Origin of the sequence: Gordonia paraffinivorans NBRC 108238, from assembly GCF_000344155.1 — a bacterium.
GTDB lineage: Bacteria > Actinomycetota > Actinomycetes > Mycobacteriales > Mycobacteriaceae > Gordonia > Gordonia paraffinivorans.
Genome location: NZ_BAOQ01000041.1, coordinates 13,249 through 31,479, shown reverse-complemented (window position 1 = coordinate 31,479; position 18,231 = coordinate 13,249). Strand labels below are relative to the sequence as shown.

Below are 18,231 nucleotides of genomic sequence, written 5' to 3'. Positions count from 1 at the left end.
ACCGATGAGGAGGAGCGATGCCGCGTAACCCCGGCGAGCACTTCGCCGGTTACACGATCATCCGACTCATCGGCCGTGGCGGGATGGGTGAGATCTACCTGGCCCGACACCCGCATCTCCCGTGCGACGAGGCGCTGAAGGTGCTCCCGGCGAATCTCAGCTGCGCCCCCATGTACCGGCAGCGATTCGTCAAGGAGGCCGAGCACGCCTCCAGCGTCGTGCACCCGTCGATCGTCACGGTCTTCAACTCCGGCGAGTACGACGGCCACCTGTGGATCGCGATGGAGTACATCGACGGCATCGACGCCCTCAAGCTGCTCCGCCAGAATCCCCATGGTCTCGACGCGGGAACAGTGATCGCGATCGTCCGGGCGATCGGCGCCGCCCTGGACCGGGCGCACGCCACCGGACTGCTGCACCGCGACGTCAAGCCGGCCAACATCCTGCTCCAGGGAGTCGGGGAGCCGGAGCCGCGCGTGCTGCTGGCGGACTTCGGCATCGCGAAGTCGCAGCAGGACGCCGGCCACCTGACCTCGACCAATGTCTTCGTCGGCACCGTCGCCTATGCGTCGCCGGAACAGTTGCTGGGTGAGACCGTCGACGCGCGCGCCGACCAGTACGCGCTCGCCGCGACCGTCTTCGAACTCCTCACGGGCCGCCCGCCGTTCCAGGGGGAGAGCACGGCGTCGATCATCGGCCAGCACCTGCAGAAGATGCCGCCCCGCCCGTCCACCCTGCGGCCGGGGATCTCCCCGGCCGTCGACGCGGTGTTCGAACGCGCACTCGCCAAGGAACCCGGACGTCGCTACGGGTCGTGCCGGGAGTTCGCCGAGGAGCTCGAGCGGGCGCTGAACGCCCCGGACCTGGCGAAGACCCGAAAAGCCCAGGATCTGCAGAAGGGCCCGGATCCGTCGAAGACCCCGACCGTGCGTCCCGGCGCCCCGGTCCCGGGCGAGCCGGCGGGTGCGCCGCGGATCCGTCACGCCCAGGCGTACCCGGGTGTGAATCCCGGGTACGGCCCGTCGCAGCCGCCTCACCCCGCGGTGTCCGGCGCCCCGGCCCCGGTCGCCCAGAACGTCGGGCCGGCGAATCCGTACGCCGGACAACCCGGAGGCGCCGGGCCGGGATACCCGTCGGGCCACTCACCTCAACCCGGTCTCACCCCACCCGGCGGGTACCCGCCGCCGTATGGGGGCGCTCAGGTGCCGCCGCCGAAGAAGAAGAGTTCGGGGCTGCTCATCGGTCTGGGTGCGCTGGCGCTGGTCCTGGTCCTCGCGATCGCCGGTGTGGCGATCTTCGTGGCGATCTCGGTGTCCGACGAATCCGGCCGCGCCGCCGCCCGCTCGACGCCGGGCACGACGACCAGCGACGATCCGACGACGACGACCACCACGACCCAGGACCCGGCGGACCGCACCCCGGACACCTCGCCGAGGGCGGTCACCGGTCCCGGCGCCGTCAGCGTCGGTGAGTGCATCAGCGTCACGATGCAGCCGGGTTCGGCGACGACCGTCCTGGCCTCGCGCGTCGACTGCGGGTCGGCCGGGCTGAACTTCTACACCGCGGCGAAGATCGACAACGCGGCTTCCTGCGCCAGCGAACAGAATTCGACGCTGACCTTCCCCGGCAGCAGTGAGAAGCTCTGTCTCACACCGAATTTCTACGAAGGGCTGTGCTACCAGGTGCCGCTGACGGGCGGGTCGCTCGCGGACTACCGAGAGGTTCCGTGCAGCAGCGCGCCCGCGGCGCGGACCGTGCTGGCGCGGGTGAACACCAGGTCGACGTCGGCGGTCTCGTGCAGCGCGGGGGAGACCCGCTGGACGTTCTACCAACCGGTGTCGATCGGATACTGCCTGGTCGAGGTGTAGGCGGCCCTCAGTCGATGACCGGCGGGTCCGTCGGCGCGGTGTCGCCGATCGTCGGGCCCAGCAGGTCGTCGGCGTCGGTGATCCGGTAGGCGTAACCCTGCTCGGCGAGGAAGCGCTGCCGGTGGGCCGCGTAGTCGGCATCGAGGGTGTCGCGCGACACCACCGAGTAGAAGTGGGCTTGTCCGCCATCGTGTTTCGGTCGCAGCAGACGTCCGAGACGCTGGGCCTCCTCCTGGCGTGACCCGAAGGTGCCCGACACCTGGACGGCGACCGAGGCCTCGGGCAGGTCGATGGAGAAGTTCGCGACCTTCGACACCACCAGGGTCTGCAGCTCGCCCGACCGGAAGCGGTCGAACAGCGCCTCGCGCTCCTTGTTCTTGGTCGATCCCTGGATGACCGGGCAGTCGAGTTCGCGGCCGAGCTCCTCGAGCTGGTCGATATAGGCGCCGATGACCAGCGTCTGCTGGTGCTGGTGCTTGTCCAGGATCGCCTTGACCACGTTGACCTTGGTGTGCGCGGTGGAGCAGAGCTTGTACTTCTCCTCCGGCTCGGCGACCGCGTACTGCAGGCGCTCCTCGTCGGTGAGGGTGACGCGAACCTCGATGCACTCGGCGGGCGCGATCCAGCCCTGCGCCTCGATGTCCTTCCACGGGGCGTCGTACCGCTTGGGGCCGATGAGGGAGAAGACGTCGCCCTCGCGGCCGTCCTCGCGGACGAGGGTCGCGGTGAGTCCGAGTCGGCGGCGCGACTGCAGGTCGGCGGTCATGCGGAACACGGGCGCGGGCAGCAGGTGCACCTCGTCGTAGATGATCAGGCCCCAGTCGCGCGAGTCGAACAGGTCGAGGTTCTTGTACTGCCCCTTCGACTTGCGGGTCATTACCTGGTAGGTCGCGATCGTGACCGGGCGGATCTCCTTGCGTTCGCCGGAGTACTCGCCGATCTCCTCCTCGGTCAGCGAGGTGCGGGCGACGAGTTCACGCTTCCACTGGCGTCCGGCGACGGTGTTGGTCACCAGGATGAGCGTGGTCGCCTGGGCCTTGGCCATCGCCGCGGCACCCACCATCGTCTTGCCGGCACCACATGGCAGCACGACGACACCCGAACCGCCGGCCCAGAACGAGTCGGCGGCCATCTCCTGGTAGTCGCGCAGATGCCAGTCGGTCTGTTCGAGGGTGATCGGGTGCGCCTCGCCGTCGACGTATCCCGCGAGGTCCTCGGCCGGCCACCCGACCTTCAGCAGCACCTGCTTGAGGCGTCCGCGCTCCGACGGGTGCACGACGACGGTGTCGTCGTCGATCCGCGCGCCCAGCATCGGGGCGACCTTCTTGTTGCGCATGACCTCTTCGAGGACCGCGCGGTCGAGGCTGACCAGTGTCAGGCCGTGCACGGGGCTCTTGACCAGTTGCAGCCGGCCGAAGCGGCCCATGGTGTCGACGACGTCCATCAGCAGCGGCTGCGGCACGGCGTACCGCGAATAGGTGACGAGCGCGTCGACGACCTGTTCGGCGTCGTGACCGGCGGCGCGCGCGTTCCACAGCGCGAGCGGCGTGACCCGGTAGGTGTGGACGTGCTCGGGGGCGCGTTCGAGTTCGGCGAAGGGTGCGATCGCCTGACGAGCCGCCTGCGCGTCGGGGTGGTCGACCTCGAGCAGCAGGGTCTTGTCGGATTGCACGATCAGGGGTCCATCGGTCACCCGCTCCATTGTCCAGATGCGGGGGACAGTTGTCAGCGACGGCCCCGCCGACCTGCTGAGAACCGCCCCTGCACGCCGCGCTGGACAGGAGCCCCGGCGACGATCTGGCATTCGCGTGACCCTCGTGCGTCTGGTTCCGGGGCGCTTCAGAAGACGGGGATTCCCAGCTTTCGGCGCAGCCGCAGATCGAGGATGTTGAGCCGGAAGATGCCGCGCAGCATCGGTGCCATCAGCGGGTCCACCAGGCGGAACCCGGCGAGGACCGCCTCGTAGCGACGGGCGTCGGCGGCCGAGAAGGACCAGCCCATCATCTTGCGGAACTCCGGTGGGAGGCCGGCGTTGACGGCGTAGGTGAGGAAGCCGCCGAGCGTCTTGTGCGCGATCGTGCCGACCACACCCGCGCGGAACTCGAGGAACGACAGGTCGGCCAGGCTGCGCAGCTCCTCGCGCACCGGCTCGTCGATGCGGAGTTCGGCGAGCTGGGAGTTCCAGTAGACGAGGAGTTCGGCGTAGGTCCGGGGCCACTTCTCGCGCGGCACGTTCAGCGCGGTGCCGAGGGGGTGCGCCTCGGTGAGGACCGTCTGCTTCTCGGCGTCGGTGAGCGGGCCGTACAGCAGTTCGTACTGGTCGATGAAGTACTTGAGCAGACACACCGCGACCCACAGCTGCAGCCGCGAGTCGTTGGCGCTGTAGCGCACCGGGCTGGTCTCGGTGGAATAGACCCGGTCGTGGACGCGGCCGACGTGTTCGTGGACGTAGGCCCTGTCGGCGTCGCTGCCCATGAGCGCGACGGCGAGATAGGTGCCGGTGGTGCGGGCACGCTTGATCGGTCGCTTGATGGCGTTGCCCGACGGCACGCGGCTCTCGTGGACTCCGTGGCCGACCTTCGGGTTGGACAGCTGCATGATGACGTTCGCGACCGACAGGGTGGGGCCGACGACGGTCACCAGGTCGGCGGCGCGGCGGACGTGGCGGCGACGGCGTCGCGGCCGGATGCGCGCGACGAGGTCGTGCTGGTAGGTGTCGGGGACGCCGTTGCCCGCGATCTCGGTGAGGTGGCGTGTGCTGGTCATGGCCGGGTGCCGCCGAGTCCCTCTGCGAGCGGACCTCGCGGAGACGAGGGGTACGTCCCGAAGCTGTGCAACCCGATCATCGCGGCCCACTTTCCTCAACGCCGAGTGATGCCGAGCGTAGCAAGAAAGTGAGACGTGGGTCACAGGGTGTCTCGTCCGGGGCCGGAACTCAGTCGTCGAGCAGCTCCACGCTCGTGATCCGGTGCAGCGAGAACCGCTGCTCGGTGTCGGTGCCGTCCTCGACCGCCACGAGCTGGCCGGCGCCGAGGATCTTCGGCGTCACGACGTGGCGGCTCGCCGAGCCCTGTGCGTCGACGTATCCGACGCGCAGGCGGCGGTTGGCGCGCAACGCGAGCTGGATCAGCGCGGTCGACGACTCGCCGCCGCCGGTGGCGCGGACCGGTGCCGACGAAGGGTTGCGCGCGGGTGTCGCCGCCGCGGCCCGATCGGTGGAGCGGATTCGGGTGACCACCGCGCGCAGCTGCGCGACCGACGGCGTGCCGCGGCGCGGCTGCGCCTGGCGCCGGGCCCGCGACACCGCGACGCGGCTGCCGCGCTCGCGCAGGTCGACGAGCGCCCCGGTGGAGTCCTCGCCCGCCGGGGCGAAGCCGGCGGCGCGCAGTTGGTCGATCACGTCGCGAACGTCGGACGGCGAGACCGCCACGGTCGGGGCGAGCGATCGCAGTGCGAGGGCCTCGGCCGCCGGACTGCGCATCACCGCTGCCAGCACCGTCGGGTCCTCGCAGCGGATGAACGCCGACGCGACGCCCACCCGCAGCTGTCCGTGCTTGCGTGCCACGTCCTCGATGAGGTACGTGAGCGACTGCGGCACAGGGGTTCTCGAGTGCCTGGTGAACATCTCCTGCAGCTCGTTGGCCGAGCGCCCGGCGTCGAGCGCGCGCCGCACCGTCTTCGGGGTGATCCGGTACACCGAAGCGGCGCCGCCGGATTCGAGGTCGGCGACCAGTTCGACCTGCTCGGCGAGCTCCGGGGTCATCGGGCCGGGCACGGTGAGGGTCAGGTCCGCCTGGGTCAGGAAGTGGTCCACCGGCTCGGGCAGGGCTGCGCGCATGGCCGCGAGAACCGCCGCGTCGGCGTCGGCGGGATCGGCGTCCGGTTCGGGTTCGACGGTGTACGCGCGCCCGACGCTGGTCAGCGCGTCGTGCGCAACGAGTCCGAGTTCCCTTGCCTCACGCAGTGTCTCGGCAACCAGGTGACGGCTGAACCGACGGATCAGGCGGGGGCGGTGCCAGTGCAGGCTCGCGAGGACGGCATCGGGGGTGACCGCGACGGCCGCGTCGGCCTGCGCGAGCGTCGAGAGGATCAGCTGACGCTGGATGGGCGCGTAGGAGTCGTGCAGCTCGGAGGACAGCGTGGCCATCGCGTTGCCGTCGCGGTCGGGTTCGCCGACCTGCCAGGCGCGCCGGGGCATGTGCAGCCACGCATCCGCGAGGGCCAGCCACTGACGTTCGCGCGGCTGGTGGAGCCAGGTGTCGGCGGTCTGCGTCGGGGCGAAGGCCTGCTCGCCGGTGTCGTCGGGCGGCGGCGGTTCCGGAAAACCGGCGTCGATGAGTCGGAGGTAACCGGCGAGTTCGATGAGCAGGGCCACGCGTCCGGTCTCGAGTTTGGTCAGCTTGGCGATCCGGCGGAGCTCGCGCACGCCGAGCGCGCCCGAACGCAGCACGGCGGCGGGGGTGGCCCCGAGGACGTTGAGAATCGCGGTGAGATGCCGGATGAGTTCCAGGGCCTCGCCACCTCCGGCGGCGTCGACGGCCTTGGCCGGGAACCGCGGCCTTGCGCCCGGCTCGTGCAGCGGCGGCGGTGCGAGTGTGTCGGTGTGCCAGGCGGGTTCGCCGCGGATCACCGCCCCCACCATCGGCGGTAGCTCGACGGTCTGATGGTCGACGCGCGCCAGCAGCCCCGACGAGATCAGTTGCGCCACCGGGGCGGTCGGGTCGGCATCGGGTGCGGCGTCGCGGCTTCGGCCCAGCGCCGGACCGCGGGCGAGGGTCTCGAGGAGTTCGCGGGGCCGCTCGGGGAGCTCGGCGATCATCGCTGCGATCTCCTCGCCGGACCTGCCGGCGAGCGGACCGGTGAGATGCCGTGCCTTCCACGGCAACGCCGCGTCGACGTGGTCGCCGGCGAACAGGGAGGAGTCCTTGCCCCACAGGATCGCGCGGCGCCGGAGCAGGTCGATGCGGGCGCGGACCTCGTCGGCGTCGGCGCGACCCGACAGCGCCTTGACGATCGACGCCGCGGTGAGCGACTTCGGCTTGCGCTTGGACGTGTCCGTGCGGAAGGCGATCACCTGCTCGAGGACGGCGACCGACAGCACGTCGAGATCCTCCCCGGCCACGGTCAGCGATGCCGCAGAGAGTGCGCGTTGCGCGAGGACACGGGTGCCCTGCGGAGTGGGGGAGGCCAGATCCGGCCGCTCGATCAGCAGCTCGGTGAGCTCGTCGTCGGAACGTGCGGCCAACTCAGCGGCAAGGCCGGCGTGCTGGTCATCCGAACTCATTCGATCGAGCTTACCGGGGCCCGGCCGGGGTCCCCCGACGCGTCGGGATCAGATCGACAGCTTCGTCGGCGACGAACGGTTGGCGCCCTCGCCCTGGGAGCCGTCGCCGACCTGGCCGCTGCGGTTGAAGCCCCAGCAGTACACCGACTCCGATGCCATCGCGCACGAGGTGCCGTTGCCGGTGGCGATCGAGGTCACGTCGGCGATGTTGATGATCTCCCGGGGGACGCGGGTGGCGCCGCCGTTGGAGCCGAGCTGGTTGCGGTCGTCGTCGCCCCAGCAGTACGCCCTGGTTCCGGCGATCGCGCAGGTCGATCCCCAGTCGGTCGAGATCGCGGTGACGTCGGTCAGGTCGGCGACCTTCGTCGGCGTCTTGCGGGAGTCGGTGGTGTTGTCGCCGAGCTGCCCGTACCGGTTGGCGCCCCAGCAATGGGCTTCTCCGCCGGCCACCGCACAGGTGGTCTGGAAGTAGTTGCTGGTGTTGGTGGACGGGTCGTTGTCGTCGTCGGGCGCAGACTCGTGGTAGCCGCCGACCGCGATGTCGGTGACGTCGTCGAGGCCGTCGACCTTCACCGGCGTCGACCGCGCCTTGGTGCTGCCGTCGCCGATCGCCCCGGTGTCGTTGTTGCCCCAGCAGTAGGCGCTGCCGTCGGAGACCGCGCACGTGGTGCCGTAGGCGGTCGAGATGTCGGTGACCTTGCCCAGTCCCGACACCTTCTGGGGCCTCGACGTCCTCTCGGTGGCGTCGCCGATGCCGAGCTGGCCGTACTCGTTGTTGCCCCAGCAATAGGCGTCGGTGCCCACGACCGCGCAGGTGGTGCCCCAGCCGGTGGAGATCGCCTTCACGTCGGTCAGTCCGCGGACCCGGATCGCGTCCTCGACCGGTTCGCCGTCGGTGCCGTCGCCGACCTCGCCGTAGTTGTTGTTGCCCCAGCAGTACGCCTCGCCGGTGGTGGTGATCGCACATCCGGTTCCGACGTAGGAGTTGTCGCCGGTCAGATAGCCGCCGACGGCCACCATGGTCGCGTCGGCGACGCCGCCGACGACCTCGGGGCGCGCGTGCGGCTCGACCGTGCCGTTGCCGAGTTGGCCGGTGCTGTTGAGGCCCCAGCAATAGACCTTGCCCCCGACGACCGCGCAACTGGACCCGAAGTTGGTGCTGACCAGCGGTTGCGCGACGGTGGCGGGCGGCGGATCGTCGTCCCCGCCGAGGACCGCGACGCCGGCGATCGCGCCGGCCACCAGGACGAGCACCGCACCGAGTACGCCGGCGACGATCAGGCCGGTGCGCTTCTTCTTCGGCGCGGTCGGCGTCGGTACCGGCTGCGAGGCCGCATATCCCGGCTGCGAGTCGAACAACGGTTGCGGGCCGGACCGGTTCACATCCGCGCCCATCGCCGGCTGCGGCCCCGATGCCGCCATCGTCGGCTGTGGACCCGAAGGTCCGTTGACGACCGCGCCCGGACCGGACGGTCCGTTCACCACGGGCTGGGGACCCGACGGTCCGGCCGCAGCAGGTGCCGGCGGTGGCGTGTACCCGCCAAAGGGCCGGCCGAACGGTTGCTGCGGGCCGGACCCGACCCCGGCGCCTCCGACGAGCGGGGGCGGAGACACCGGTGCGGCGATCGTCTGTCCGGCCGAGGCCGTGGCCTCCGCGGCCTCCCGCAGCGCGGCCGCGAAGCTGCGGCAGTCGGGATACCGTGCGGCCGGGTCCTTGGCGAGGGCGCGCTGGAACACCGGGTCGAGATGGGCGAGGTCGCCGCGCAACTGCCCGATCGGGGGCACCGGGCGCTGGATGTGTCCGAGCATCACCGAGGGCTCGGACGGTCCGACGAACGGCGGCTGGCCGGCGAGCAGGGCGTACGCCGTGCAGGCGAGCGAGTACTGGTCCGACCGCGGTGTGGCATCGGCGCCCTCGAGCGTCTCGGGGGCCGAGAAGGCGACGGTGCCGATGAACGAGTGGGTGCCGGTCAGGTTGGCCGAGCCGGCGAGCTTGGCGATGCCGAAGTCGAGGACGAGCGCGCGGTCGACGGCATGCGTCGCGGGGTCGCGCGTCACGAGGATGTTGGCGGGTTTGATGTCGCGATGCACGATGTGGTGCCGGTGCGCGTAGTCCAGGGCGTCGGCGACCTGTTCGACCACGTCGGCGACCTCGGCCGGCGTCAGGCGCTCCTCGGTGAGGTCCTTGCCGTCCACATAACTCATCGAGAACCACGGCGAACCGTCGGCGATGCCGTACTGGTAGATGGTGATGATGCTGCGGTGGTCGAGCTTCGCGGTGGTCTTGGCCTCGTTGGTGAAGCGCTGTGCGAACCCCGGCTGCGCGGCGACCGCCGACGAGATCACCTTGAGCGCCTCGCGTCGCTCGAGCTGCAGGTTCTCCACCAGATAGACCTCGCCCATGCCGCCTGCCCCCAGCTGGGAGATCACGCGGTAGCCGGCGATGTGGGTGCCCGGACTCAGCGGCACGGCGACACCTCTTTCCTCGGAGACGGGGGTGTTTCGGGGTCTACGCTGGGACGGTATCCGTTCCGGGACCCTCTTGGTCATCTCCCGACCGGATGAATCCTTCGCGGTATTCGTGCTCGTGGCGGCTCTCGATGAGGGCGGCAGCGGGCCGGTGAGCTGTGCCGACGCGCCGGCCTCCCGCGTTCGCGTGCCACGCCCCGGACTCGTCACCACCCGGTCGTGACCGCCGTGGCACAATGCTCCCGTGGCAAACAACAGTGGTGACACCGGCAAGAAGCATTACGTCGACAACGGCTGGCCGAGGACCGCCGACGGCGAGGTCCTCGACCACGCGGTCTCCGAGCTCGCCACCGACATCTCGGGCGCCCTGTCGCCGTTCGGCGACACGGAGTTCCCGATCCCGGCGGACGAGCTGCCCTTCGTCCAGCCGAAGACCGTCGTCAACCGCTGACGCCGATGCCGGCCTCCCGGACTGACGGCGGGGCGGACCGACGCGATGGCACCGGCCTGACCCACATCGACAGCACGGGCTCGGCCCGGATGGTCGACGTCGGCGACAAGGCGACGACGAAGCGTCGTGCCGTCGCCGGCGGCACCTTCCACACCACCTCCGAGGTCATCGGACTCCTCAGCGAGGCGAAGCTGCCCAAGGGAGATGTGCTCGCGACCGCGCGCATCGCCGGGATCATGGCGGCCAAGCGCACCGACGAGCTGATCCCGCTCTGCCATCAACTGGCGTTGTCCTCGGTGGAGATCGACTTCGCCATCGGTGCCGACACCATCGACGTCACCGCGACCGTCGCCACCTCCGGCCAGACGGGCGTCGAGATGGAGGCCCTGACCGCGGTCGCGGTCACCGGGCTCACACTCCACGACATGGTCAAGGCCGTCGACCGGAACGCCCGGATGGACGGAATCCGGTTGCTGCAGAAGACCGGCGGAAAATCCGGCGACTGGTTCCGGGACGAGTCGCCGTCCGGATCATGACGTCCGCCGAACCCCGCCGCGCGCGGGTCGTCGTCGCCTCGACCCGCGCGGCCACCGGCGTCTACGAGGATCGGACCGGGCCCGTCATCGAGACCTGGCTCACCGAGCAGGGGTTCGACGTCGACGGCCGTGTCGTCGTCCCCGACGGGCCACCGGTCGGGGTCGCCCTGCGCGCCGCGATCTCCGACGGCATCGACCTCGTCCTCACGACCGGCGGGACCGGGTTGTCGCCCACCGATCGCACCCCCGAGCAGACCCGCACGGTGCTCGACTTCGAGATCCCCGGCCTCGCCGACGCCATCCGGGCCGCCGGGCTGCCCCAGGTGCCCACGGCGGTGTTGTCCCGCGGCGTCGCGGGCGTTGCGGGGGCCACGCTGGTGGTGAACCTGCCAGGGTCGACCGGCGGTGTCCGCGACGGTCTCGGCGTTCTCGCCGGGGTCGTACACCATGCTCTCGAGCAGATCCGTGGCTCGGATCACTGACGCATTCGGCTCTCTGACGCCTCCGGGCCTCTGAGGACCGGACCCCTCCTCCAGCGACGTCCCGCACTTTCCCAGACAGAACAGGATTCACCGATGACCGTAGTCGTGCACACCGCGGTGTCCGAGCAACCGATCTCGCTGGCCGAGCACGAGGCGATGGTCGCCGAGGCCGCCGGCGGGAAGGCCGGCGCGGTGGTCGGATTCGTCGGCACGGTTCGCGATCACGACGGCGGCCGTACCGTCACCGCGCTCGACTACTCCGGACACCCGACGGCGCCGAAGGTGCTCGCCGAGGTCGTCGAGGAGGTGTCCGACGTCGACGGGGTCCGGGCGGTCGCGGTGTCGCACCGGATCGGCGCGCTCCGGATCGGGGATGTGGCGTTCGTGGTGGCGGTGGCGGCCGATCATCGTCGCGCGGCCTTCGAGACCTGCTCCCGGCTCGTCGACGAGGTCAAGGATCGCCTGCCGGTGTGGAAGCACCAGTTCTACGGCGACGGCACCGAGGAGTGGATCAACTCGGCGTAGGTCGCCTACCGACCCGCAGAATTGGAAAAGGGCCCCGCACGGAGATCGATCAACGTGCGGGGCCCTTCGTCTGGGTCCCTCTGCGGGCGCGGATCGTGTCCGCGCCGCTGCAGATCAGGAAGCTGTCACAGATCAGGGATTGGGCAGCAGGTGCTTGTTGTCGTTGAACAACTTGATCTGGTCGGGGCTCAGCGACACACCGCTGTTCTTGGCGGCATTCCAGAGGTTCTTGACCTCGGGGCTCACGCCGGCCTCGGTGAGCGCGTCGGTGACCAGGTTGGCCACGTCCTCGGTGCTCTTGGCCTCGGGGGCCTTCACGAAGCTGAAGCTGCCGTTGCCGTCGAGCTGCGGGGCGATCGACTTGGGAGCCGGGACATCGGTGGGAGCGGTCCGCGGGGTGTGACCCGACAGGACGGTGCCGCAGGTCGGCCAGGCGCCCTTGCCCTGGTTGGCGAGCACGCGCTCGGCGACGACGATCTGCTCCTCGCGGGTGGCCTGGTCGGCGGTCGGGGCGAACTCGCCGCCGCCGTGTGCGGTCCAGGTGCTCGGCGAGAACTGCAGGCCGCCGTGGTAACCGTTGCCGGTGTTGATGGCCCAGTTGCCGCCGGACTCGCACTGCGCGACCTGATTCCACTCGGCGTCGGTGGCGGCGTTGGCGGTACCGGTGCCCAGGAGAGCGGCACCGCCGCCGAGGACAGCGCCGGTGAGCGCGACCTTGGTGATGGTCTTGGTGGTAGAGCTGGTCGTCTGCTTGCGATGACGTCCGGACATAGATCAGTTTCCTCTCTCCACGCGCCTACGAAGTCAGCTGTCGGGTTCGAGCGAGAGGCTGCTCGGCCCCGGTGCGTCGCCGCGGAGTGTTAACCGCGGTTCTGCGCCCGGGACTTAACCCCAAGGGCACCTGGTCGGTGCCCGGTCTCAGGGGATGAGGTGGGTCCCCCGTCCTCGCTCCTAGATTCTTGCGGTCGTCCCTACCGGCGGAGCGAGGCTCGGCGCGGCCGGCAGGACGTATGTCTTGTTTCCTTACCGTGACCTTCGAGAAGGTCGCTTCGTACAGTACGTCGTTCGATCGAGCGATTCACCTGCTTGTGCGCAACCGATTTTCGCGTCGAAACCTGGTCTCTCGACCAACTATCGGCGTCATCGCAGTTCATCGGGGTAGATGCGTTCCCGTGCCCATCTCGTTACCCGTCCGTTATGTGACGAAGGTCACAAGTGAACTGTAGTGTCAGCCACCGGCGAACGGGGGAAGAACATCCAGCGTCGTGCAGGTGCCGAGCTGTTGTGAACGGTCGGTGAGCGCGATCTCGTCGCGCAGGTACGAGCACCGATCGAGAACCTTGCGAAGTTCGTCGTTGCCGCGGGCCAGCTGCGTCTCCAGCTCGCCCAGGGTCGTCGACGTGGCGACGTCGACGACGGTCTCGTCGGTGCCGGCCGCCGCGCGCGCCGCGGCGAAGAATCGGACGGTGAGCTGCATGGGCTGCGAGCCTATCCGCCGATCGCCGACATCGGCCGGTCGGGCTGCCGATAGCCGTCGGCGTTCACCTCGTGGCCGGCGGCCTTGCGCCACATGTCGCCGCGCCAGATCGCGGCGATCGCGGCGTCGATCTCCTCGTCCGGCAACGTCCGCAGGACGGTACGCACGTCGGACTCCGACGTCGCGAACAGGCAGTTGCGCAACGAACCGTCGGCGGTGAGCCGGGTGCGGTCGCAGTCGCCGCAGAACGGACGCGTCACCGAGGCGATCACCCCGACCCTCGCCGGGCCGCGCGGCGTCCGGTGCCCGTCGACGACCCACGTGGCGGCCGGGGCGCTTCCGCGCGGGGCCGGATCGGGCAGCAGGGTGAACCGGGTGCGCAGCGTCGCGAGGATCTCGTCGGCGGTCACCATCCGGGCCCGTTGCCAGGCGTGATCGGCGTCGAGTGGCATCTGCTCGATGATGCGGAGCTCGTAGCCGTGATCCAGGCAGTAGGCGAGGAGATCGGGGAGAGCGCCGAGATCCGCGCGGTCGGGAACCACGGCGTTGACCTTCACCGGGTCGAGCCCGGCGCGCTTGGCCGCGGCCAGGCCGGCGAGGACGTCGTCGAGGCGGTCGCGGCGGGTGATCTCGGCAAAGCGTTCCCGGTCGACGGTGTCGAGGGAGATGTTGATCCGCTGCAGTCCGGCGGCGACGAGCCCGTCGATCCGCCTGGTGAGGCCGAGTCCGTTGGTGGTCATCGCGATCTCGGGACGCGACGGGAGGCCGGCGACCGCGGCGATGATCTCCTCGAGGTCGCGACGCAGCAGCGGTTCGCCGCCGGTGAAGCGGATGCGTTCGATGCCGAGGTCGCGCACGGCGACGGTCAGCACGCGGATGAACTCGCCGGTCGTCAGGACCGAATCGCCGGGCATCCAGTCCAGACCCTCGGCAGGCATGCAGTACGTGCAGCGCAGATTGCAGCGGTCGGTCACCGACACGCGCAGATCCCTCGCCACCCGGCCGAAGGTGTCGCGCAGCGGCCCGTCGGAGGGCACGCCGGCGGTCGGCGCACCGGCCGACGACGGGCGGGGCGCCGGGATTCCCAGCCCGACCGTGCTCATGACGACCTGTCGGTCACGTGGCGTTCGGCTCCTTGCGGGCCTCGAGCGCCCGGAAGGTGCTGGCGTGGAAGACGAGCGGCTCCACGCCCGGGTCGGCCCGCAGGGTGTCGATCTCGAGCAGCACGACGGTGTGGTCGCCGGCCTGGATCTCGTTGTGGATCGTGCAGGACAGGTGCGCGGCCGCGTGGGGCACGAAGACCGCGCCCTTCTCCGTCGTCAGCGGGGTGATGCCGGCGAAACGGTGCTCTGCGGGGCCGGCGAGCTGCTTGCACAGGTCGGTCTGGTGACCCGCGAACACGCTCACGCCGATGGCCGGCGCGGTACGGATCAGCGGCCACGTGCTCGACGTGTTCTGCACGCACACCGACACCAGCGGAGGGTCCAGGGAGACCGTCGTGAACGAGCTCGCCGCCATTCCGATCAGCGTGGCCGAATCTCCCTCGCCCCGCCGGGTGCACACCGCCACGACCCCCGACGGGAAGCAGCTGTAGGCCGCCCGCAGGGCCTTCGAGTCGGAGACTGGGGCGAGATCTGGGATGGTGTCGATGGTCGCGGTCACGGGGTCCTCACCTGGCTCGGCGTCCGGTACGGAGTGCGTGCACGAGGCCGAGCAGAAAACCCAGCGGCGCACACATTGTCAGCAGGTAGACGGCGGTCGGGGCGGTGTCGCCGCCGGTCACCAACGGGGTCACGAACAGTGCCACGAGAGCGACCAGTCCGATCGCGAAAACAATCACTGCGGCCTGCAGCAACCGCGGGGACGTCGTCTTCTGCATGGCCTCTACGGTAGTCCAACGCCGCGCACGGCGACGCGGCGAAGGAGTTCGGCACGGTAATGGTGTGACCGCATGGTGGCCCGTTGGCTACGATGGTCGCGCAGACGCCTTGCATCCGTCTGGGCCCCGAACGGAATCCCGCCGTGGGGCTGCTGCGATGGGTGATGGCGTCTTTTGTTGTGACAGGCTGATCTCTCGCGGATCAACGACACAGATGAGGGTGATCACAGTGCCGACCGGCAAGGTGAAGTGGTACGACGCGGACAAGGGTTTCGGCTTCCTCTCGCAGGAGGACGGCGAGGACGTCTACGTCCGTGCATCCGCACTGCCCGACGGGGTCGAGGCACTCAAGCCCGGTCAGCGCGTCGAGTTCGGCATGGCCGCGGGGCGTCGGGGTCCGCAGGCCCTCACGGTGACGATCCTGGATCCGGCGCCGAGCGTCGCCAAGAACGTCCGCGAGGCCGCGCGCAAGGACGCCAAGCGGCACTCGCCGGACGAGCTGCACGGCATGGTCGCCGACCTGATCACCCTCCTCGAGACCAAGATCCAGCCGGACCTGCGCAAGGGCCGTTTTCCGGATCGCAAGACCGCGCACCGGATCTCCGAGGTCGTGCGCGCGGTGGCACGCGAACTCGAGCGGTAGTCCGCTCCGACGAGACGAGAGCCGCGCCCGGACACATCCGGTGCGCGGCTCTTCGCTTTCTCGGTGCCTTCGCGGTCAGTCGACGATCTGCTGGAAGTCGGCCGGTGAGGTGTCGGCGGTGAGGACCCCGCGGTCGTAGGTGACGTTGTCCCCGATGAAGACGCCCGACGGCGGCAGGACGGTGATGCCGACCAGGATCTTCTCCGGGGTGGATCGGAGCGGCACCGAGTGGGTCGTGCCCGCGTCGAACTTGTCCTCGTCCTCGTCGATGCCCGCGCCGGGAACCCAGTAGACGGTCTGTAGGCGCCAGGGGGATTCGGCGATCTCGGCCGAGACGGTCAGCAGGATGGTCTCGCCGACCGGCACGGGCACGCGGGGCGTCGGGCGTTGCGGTTGGTCGGCCGCCGGGGCGCACTTCTCCAGGAACAGGTCGCACCACCGGGCCGGCTCCACGGTGTAGAGGTCGCTGCCGACAGCGATGTGCAGGTAGGGCTCGTGCTCCTTGTCGCTGTTGCGGGTCAGGAGGAACACCGACGTCGCGACGACGACCACGAACACCACGACCACCGCCGCGATGATGGAAAGGGCCTTCTTCTCACCAGTACTGATCACGGTCGGCGATGTCCTGTCTGATCGGGGGTGTGGTCACCCGGGTTCTCGAAGTGGGCGGTCGACGGCATGCGCGCGGTCGTCGGACGCTGCGTGTGGGGCCGGGTCGGTGCCGATCCGGGACCGGCGCGGCGGGTGCCCGGACCGTCGGCACGTGACCGGGAATCTGCGTGTGAGCGGGACTCGGTGCCGGCCGCGCGGAAGGAGACGGTCGGGGCCGCGTGGTCCGGGCGGCGTCCGCCGAGGCCCGGCACCAGCGACGACCCGCGGGTGGTCATCACCGTCTGCAGAAGTCCCAGGCCCAGCAGGACCGACACCACGGTGAAGCCGATCCACAGCGTCGGCGGCAGCAGCACGCCCAGCGACGCGCCGAACACCCACGACAGCTGCAGCACCGTCTCCGAACGCCCGAACGCCGAGGCGCGCGACTCGTCGGGCAGGTCGTCCTGGATCGACGAGTCCAGGCAGACCTTGCCGATCGCGCTGGTGCCCGAGGCGATCAGCGCGGCGACCGCGGCCATCATGATGCTGCCGAAGATCGCGGCGAGGACCGCGACGACGAAGCAGGCGGCCGTCGACCACACGATCACGTTCGGCGGGTTCTTCAGCTCCAGCCGGGTGCCCACGCCGTTGCCGATCGCGTTGCCCACGCCCGCTGCGGCGCCGACGAGGCCGAGGAGCAGCAGCTGCGTCCAGTCGGAGGCGTTGCCCTGCTGCGCCTTGGCGTAGAAGGCCACGAACAGGGTCAGGAAGCCGGTGAGGATGCGGATGGTGCCGTTGCCCCACAGGCCCGCGACGACGGTGCGGCCGAGGGGCTGACGCATCTTCGCCGCCAGCATCTTCGCGCCCTCGCGGGCACTGGTCGGCTCGTGTTCGGGGACCGAGGTCCGGGCCGGTTCGCCGTGGTAGGTGATGGTCGTCGGGATCTCGCCCTCGGTGACCTCTACCCACGACGGGATCCGCATGCACAGGTAGGCGCCGGCCGCCGCGACGATCGCCAGCCACAGCATCGCGCCGGGCAGGTGCAGCGGCAGGAGCTTGCCGAGCACCATCTCGACGAGTGCGGCGAGCGCGCCGCCGACGATGGTGCCGCCGATCAGGCCGAACGTGGTCAGACGGGAGTTCACCCGCGGCAGGTCGATGGTCGGTGGCACCACGCGCGGGGTGACCGCCGACTTCAGCACGCCGAACGATTTCGAGAGGACCAGCAGGCCGAGGGCACAGGGATAGAGCACCCACGGGTCGTACTCGAGCTGCTGTTTGACGTCGTTCCACTGGACGTTCGACATGATCAGCAGGGCCAGCACGACGCGCAGGCCGAAGGTCGTCGCCATCGCGATCCGACGCCCCCGCTGCAGGCGATCGAGCAGCGGGCCGATCAGCGGCGCGATGAGCGCGAACGGTGCGATCGTCAGCGCCAGGTACAGCGCGACGTTCGTCTTGGACTCGCCGGTCGCCGCGGCGAAGAACAGGGTGTTGGCCAGCGCGACGGCCATGGCGGCGTCGGCGGCGAAGTTCGCGATCACCGGGAGGGTGAGCGCGGTCAGGCCCGACTGGTCGGCCCCGTCGGCCGTGGCGGCCTTGTAGATCTTGCCGATGCCCTTGCTCGTCAGCTCGCGGCTGCGCATCGCGGCCACCCGCATCACCGTCAGCTTCTTCGGCGCGCGCGGATCGCGGTCGTTCGGCATCGCCCGGGTGGCGGACTCGTCCGACGGCGGCTGGTGGCGGTCGTCGAGCGGAGGCAGGTGGGGGTTGTGCGTCGGCGGCGGGAGATAGGCGTTACGTCCCGGCCCCGGGTTGCCCGAAGGGCCCCAGCCGGGCGCGGGACGACGCGACCGCATCTGCCGGGTCTCGTCGGCCGGATAGTTCGCCGAACCGGGGTGAGGTGCGGACCGCCGGCCGCGGTCGGCGGGTGGCGGTTGACCGTGCTGGTTCGCCGGACCCCTGGGGGCCCCGCGCCCCTCGTCGTGTCGGGAACTCCGTGGGATCACGATGTCGATTGTTCCTC

General features: G+C 70.2%; 17 protein-coding genes and 1 riboswitch. Of the genes, 6 read left to right on the top strand and 11 right to left on the bottom strand.

The genetic code is table 11. From position 1 onward, the window contains the following. Positions 1-17 precede the first annotated feature (17 nt). On the top strand, positions 18-1,868 hold the full coding sequence (locus tag GP2_RS18040) for a serine/threonine-protein kinase (RefSeq protein ID WP_006902016.1): 1,851 nt from the start codon (positions 18-20) through the stop codon (positions 1,866-1,868). 7 nt (positions 1,869-1,875) lie between these two features. Here the strand turns inward: GP2_RS18040 and GP2_RS18035 are convergent, their stop codons facing one another. The 4 genes from GP2_RS18035 to GP2_RS18020 all read right to left on the bottom strand — a co-directional run bounded on the left by GP2_RS18035 (position 1,876) and on the right by GP2_RS18020 (position 9,621). Then, positions 1,876-3,561 carry a DNA repair helicase XPB gene (locus GP2_RS18035; RefSeq protein WP_006902015.1) on the bottom strand — a complete coding sequence of 562 codons (1,686 nt, stop codon included), beginning with the start codon at positions 3,559-3,561 and terminating at the stop codon, positions 1,876-1,878. A gap of 146 nt (positions 3,562-3,707) precedes the next feature. Next, positions 3,708-4,634, bottom strand: coding sequence for an oxygenase MpaB family protein (locus GP2_RS18030; protein WP_006902014.1), 927 nt, complete (start codon positions 4,632-4,634; stop codon positions 3,708-3,710). A gap of 169 nt (positions 4,635-4,803) precedes the next feature. Further along, entirely contained in the window at positions 4,804-7,152 is a 2,349-nt protein-coding gene (locus tag GP2_RS18025; protein WP_006902013.1) for a helicase-associated domain-containing protein, read from the bottom strand. A gap of 48 nt (positions 7,153-7,200) precedes the next feature. Continuing rightward, positions 7,201-9,621 (bottom strand): protein kinase domain-containing protein, encoded by a 2,421-nt coding sequence (locus GP2_RS18020; RefSeq protein ID WP_006902012.1) that lies wholly within the window; start codon positions 9,619-9,621, stop codon positions 7,201-7,203. A 244-nt stretch (positions 9,622-9,865) separates the two neighbouring features. Between GP2_RS18020 and GP2_RS18015 the strand changes: the two genes are divergently transcribed. The 4 genes from GP2_RS18015 to GP2_RS21970 all read left to right on the top strand — a co-directional run bounded on the left by GP2_RS18015 (position 9,866) and on the right by GP2_RS21970 (position 11,615). Continuing rightward, positions 9,866-10,072 (top strand): hypothetical protein, encoded by a 207-nt coding sequence (locus GP2_RS18015; protein ID WP_006902010.1) that lies wholly within the window; start codon positions 9,866-9,868, stop codon positions 10,070-10,072. Positions 10,073-10,077: 5 nt separating this feature from the next. Continuing rightward, positions 10,078-10,608, top strand: coding sequence for a cyclic pyranopterin monophosphate synthase MoaC (gene moaC / locus GP2_RS18010; protein ID WP_006902009.1), 531 nt, complete (start codon positions 10,078-10,080; stop codon positions 10,606-10,608). Continuing rightward, the gene (locus GP2_RS21975) at positions 10,605-11,090 is read left to right on the top strand and encodes a MogA/MoaB family molybdenum cofactor biosynthesis protein (protein WP_006902006.1); all 486 of its coding nucleotides are present in this window, start codon (positions 10,605-10,607) and stop codon (positions 11,088-11,090) included. Before moaC ends, GP2_RS21975 begins: the two co-directional genes overlap by 4 nt. A 93-nt stretch (positions 11,091-11,183) precedes the next feature. Further along, positions 11,184-11,615, top strand: a complete 432-nt coding sequence (locus GP2_RS21970) for a molybdenum cofactor biosynthesis protein MoaE (RefSeq protein ID WP_006902005.1) — start codon at positions 11,184-11,186, stop codon at positions 11,613-11,615. 132 nt (positions 11,616-11,747) lie between these two features. Here GP2_RS21970 and GP2_RS17995 read toward each other — a convergent pair whose 3' ends face one another. The 5 genes from GP2_RS17995 to GP2_RS17975 form a co-directional block, all read right to left on the bottom strand. Further along, positions 11,748-12,386, bottom strand: a complete 639-nt coding sequence (locus tag GP2_RS17995; protein WP_006902004.1) for a transglycosylase family protein — start codon at positions 12,384-12,386, stop codon at positions 11,748-11,750. A gap of 6 nt (positions 12,387-12,392) precedes the next feature. Then, positions 12,393-12,589, bottom strand: a riboswitch (cyclic di-AMP (ydaO/yuaA leader). 254 nt (positions 12,590-12,843) lie between these two features. Continuing rightward, a complete protein-coding gene (locus GP2_RS17990; protein ID WP_006902003.1) occupies positions 12,844-13,092 on the bottom strand; it encodes a MoaD/ThiS family protein in 249 nt (82 codons plus the stop codon). Positions 13,093-13,103: 11 nt separating this feature from the next. Continuing rightward, positions 13,104-14,195 carry a GTP 3',8-cyclase MoaA gene (gene moaA, locus GP2_RS17985; protein ID WP_006902002.1) on the bottom strand — a complete coding sequence of 364 codons (1,092 nt, stop codon included), beginning with the start codon at positions 14,193-14,195 and terminating at the stop codon, positions 13,104-13,106. 13 nt (positions 14,196-14,208) lie between these two features. Then, positions 14,209-14,754, bottom strand: a complete 546-nt coding sequence (locus GP2_RS17980; RefSeq protein ID WP_006902001.1) for a flavin reductase family protein — start codon at positions 14,752-14,754, stop codon at positions 14,209-14,211. A 7-nt stretch (positions 14,755-14,761) separates the two neighbouring features. Further along, positions 14,762-14,971: a hypothetical protein gene (locus GP2_RS17975; RefSeq protein ID WP_006901999.1), complete on the bottom strand. Its 210-nt coding sequence runs from the start codon at positions 14,969-14,971 to the stop codon at positions 14,762-14,764. Positions 14,972-15,200: 229 nt separating this feature from the next. Here GP2_RS17975 and GP2_RS22390 point away from each other — a divergent pair, with 229 nt between their 5' ends. Further along, a complete protein-coding gene (locus tag GP2_RS22390) occupies positions 15,201-15,614 on the top strand; it encodes a cold-shock protein (protein WP_040527398.1) in 414 nt (137 codons plus the stop codon). A gap of 75 nt (positions 15,615-15,689) precedes the next feature. On the opposite strand, the gene GP2_RS17965 is transcribed toward GP2_RS22390, so the two are convergent. Further along, entirely contained in the window at positions 15,690-16,226 is a 537-nt protein-coding gene (locus GP2_RS17965) for a DUF2771 family protein (protein WP_006901997.1), read from the bottom strand. Further along, a complete protein-coding gene (locus GP2_RS17960) occupies positions 16,223-18,214 on the bottom strand; it encodes an MFS transporter (RefSeq protein WP_006901996.1) in 1,992 nt (663 codons plus the stop codon). The genes GP2_RS17965 and GP2_RS17960 overlap by 4 nt, the downstream gene beginning before the upstream one ends. Positions 18,215-18,231: the final 17 nt, after the last annotated feature.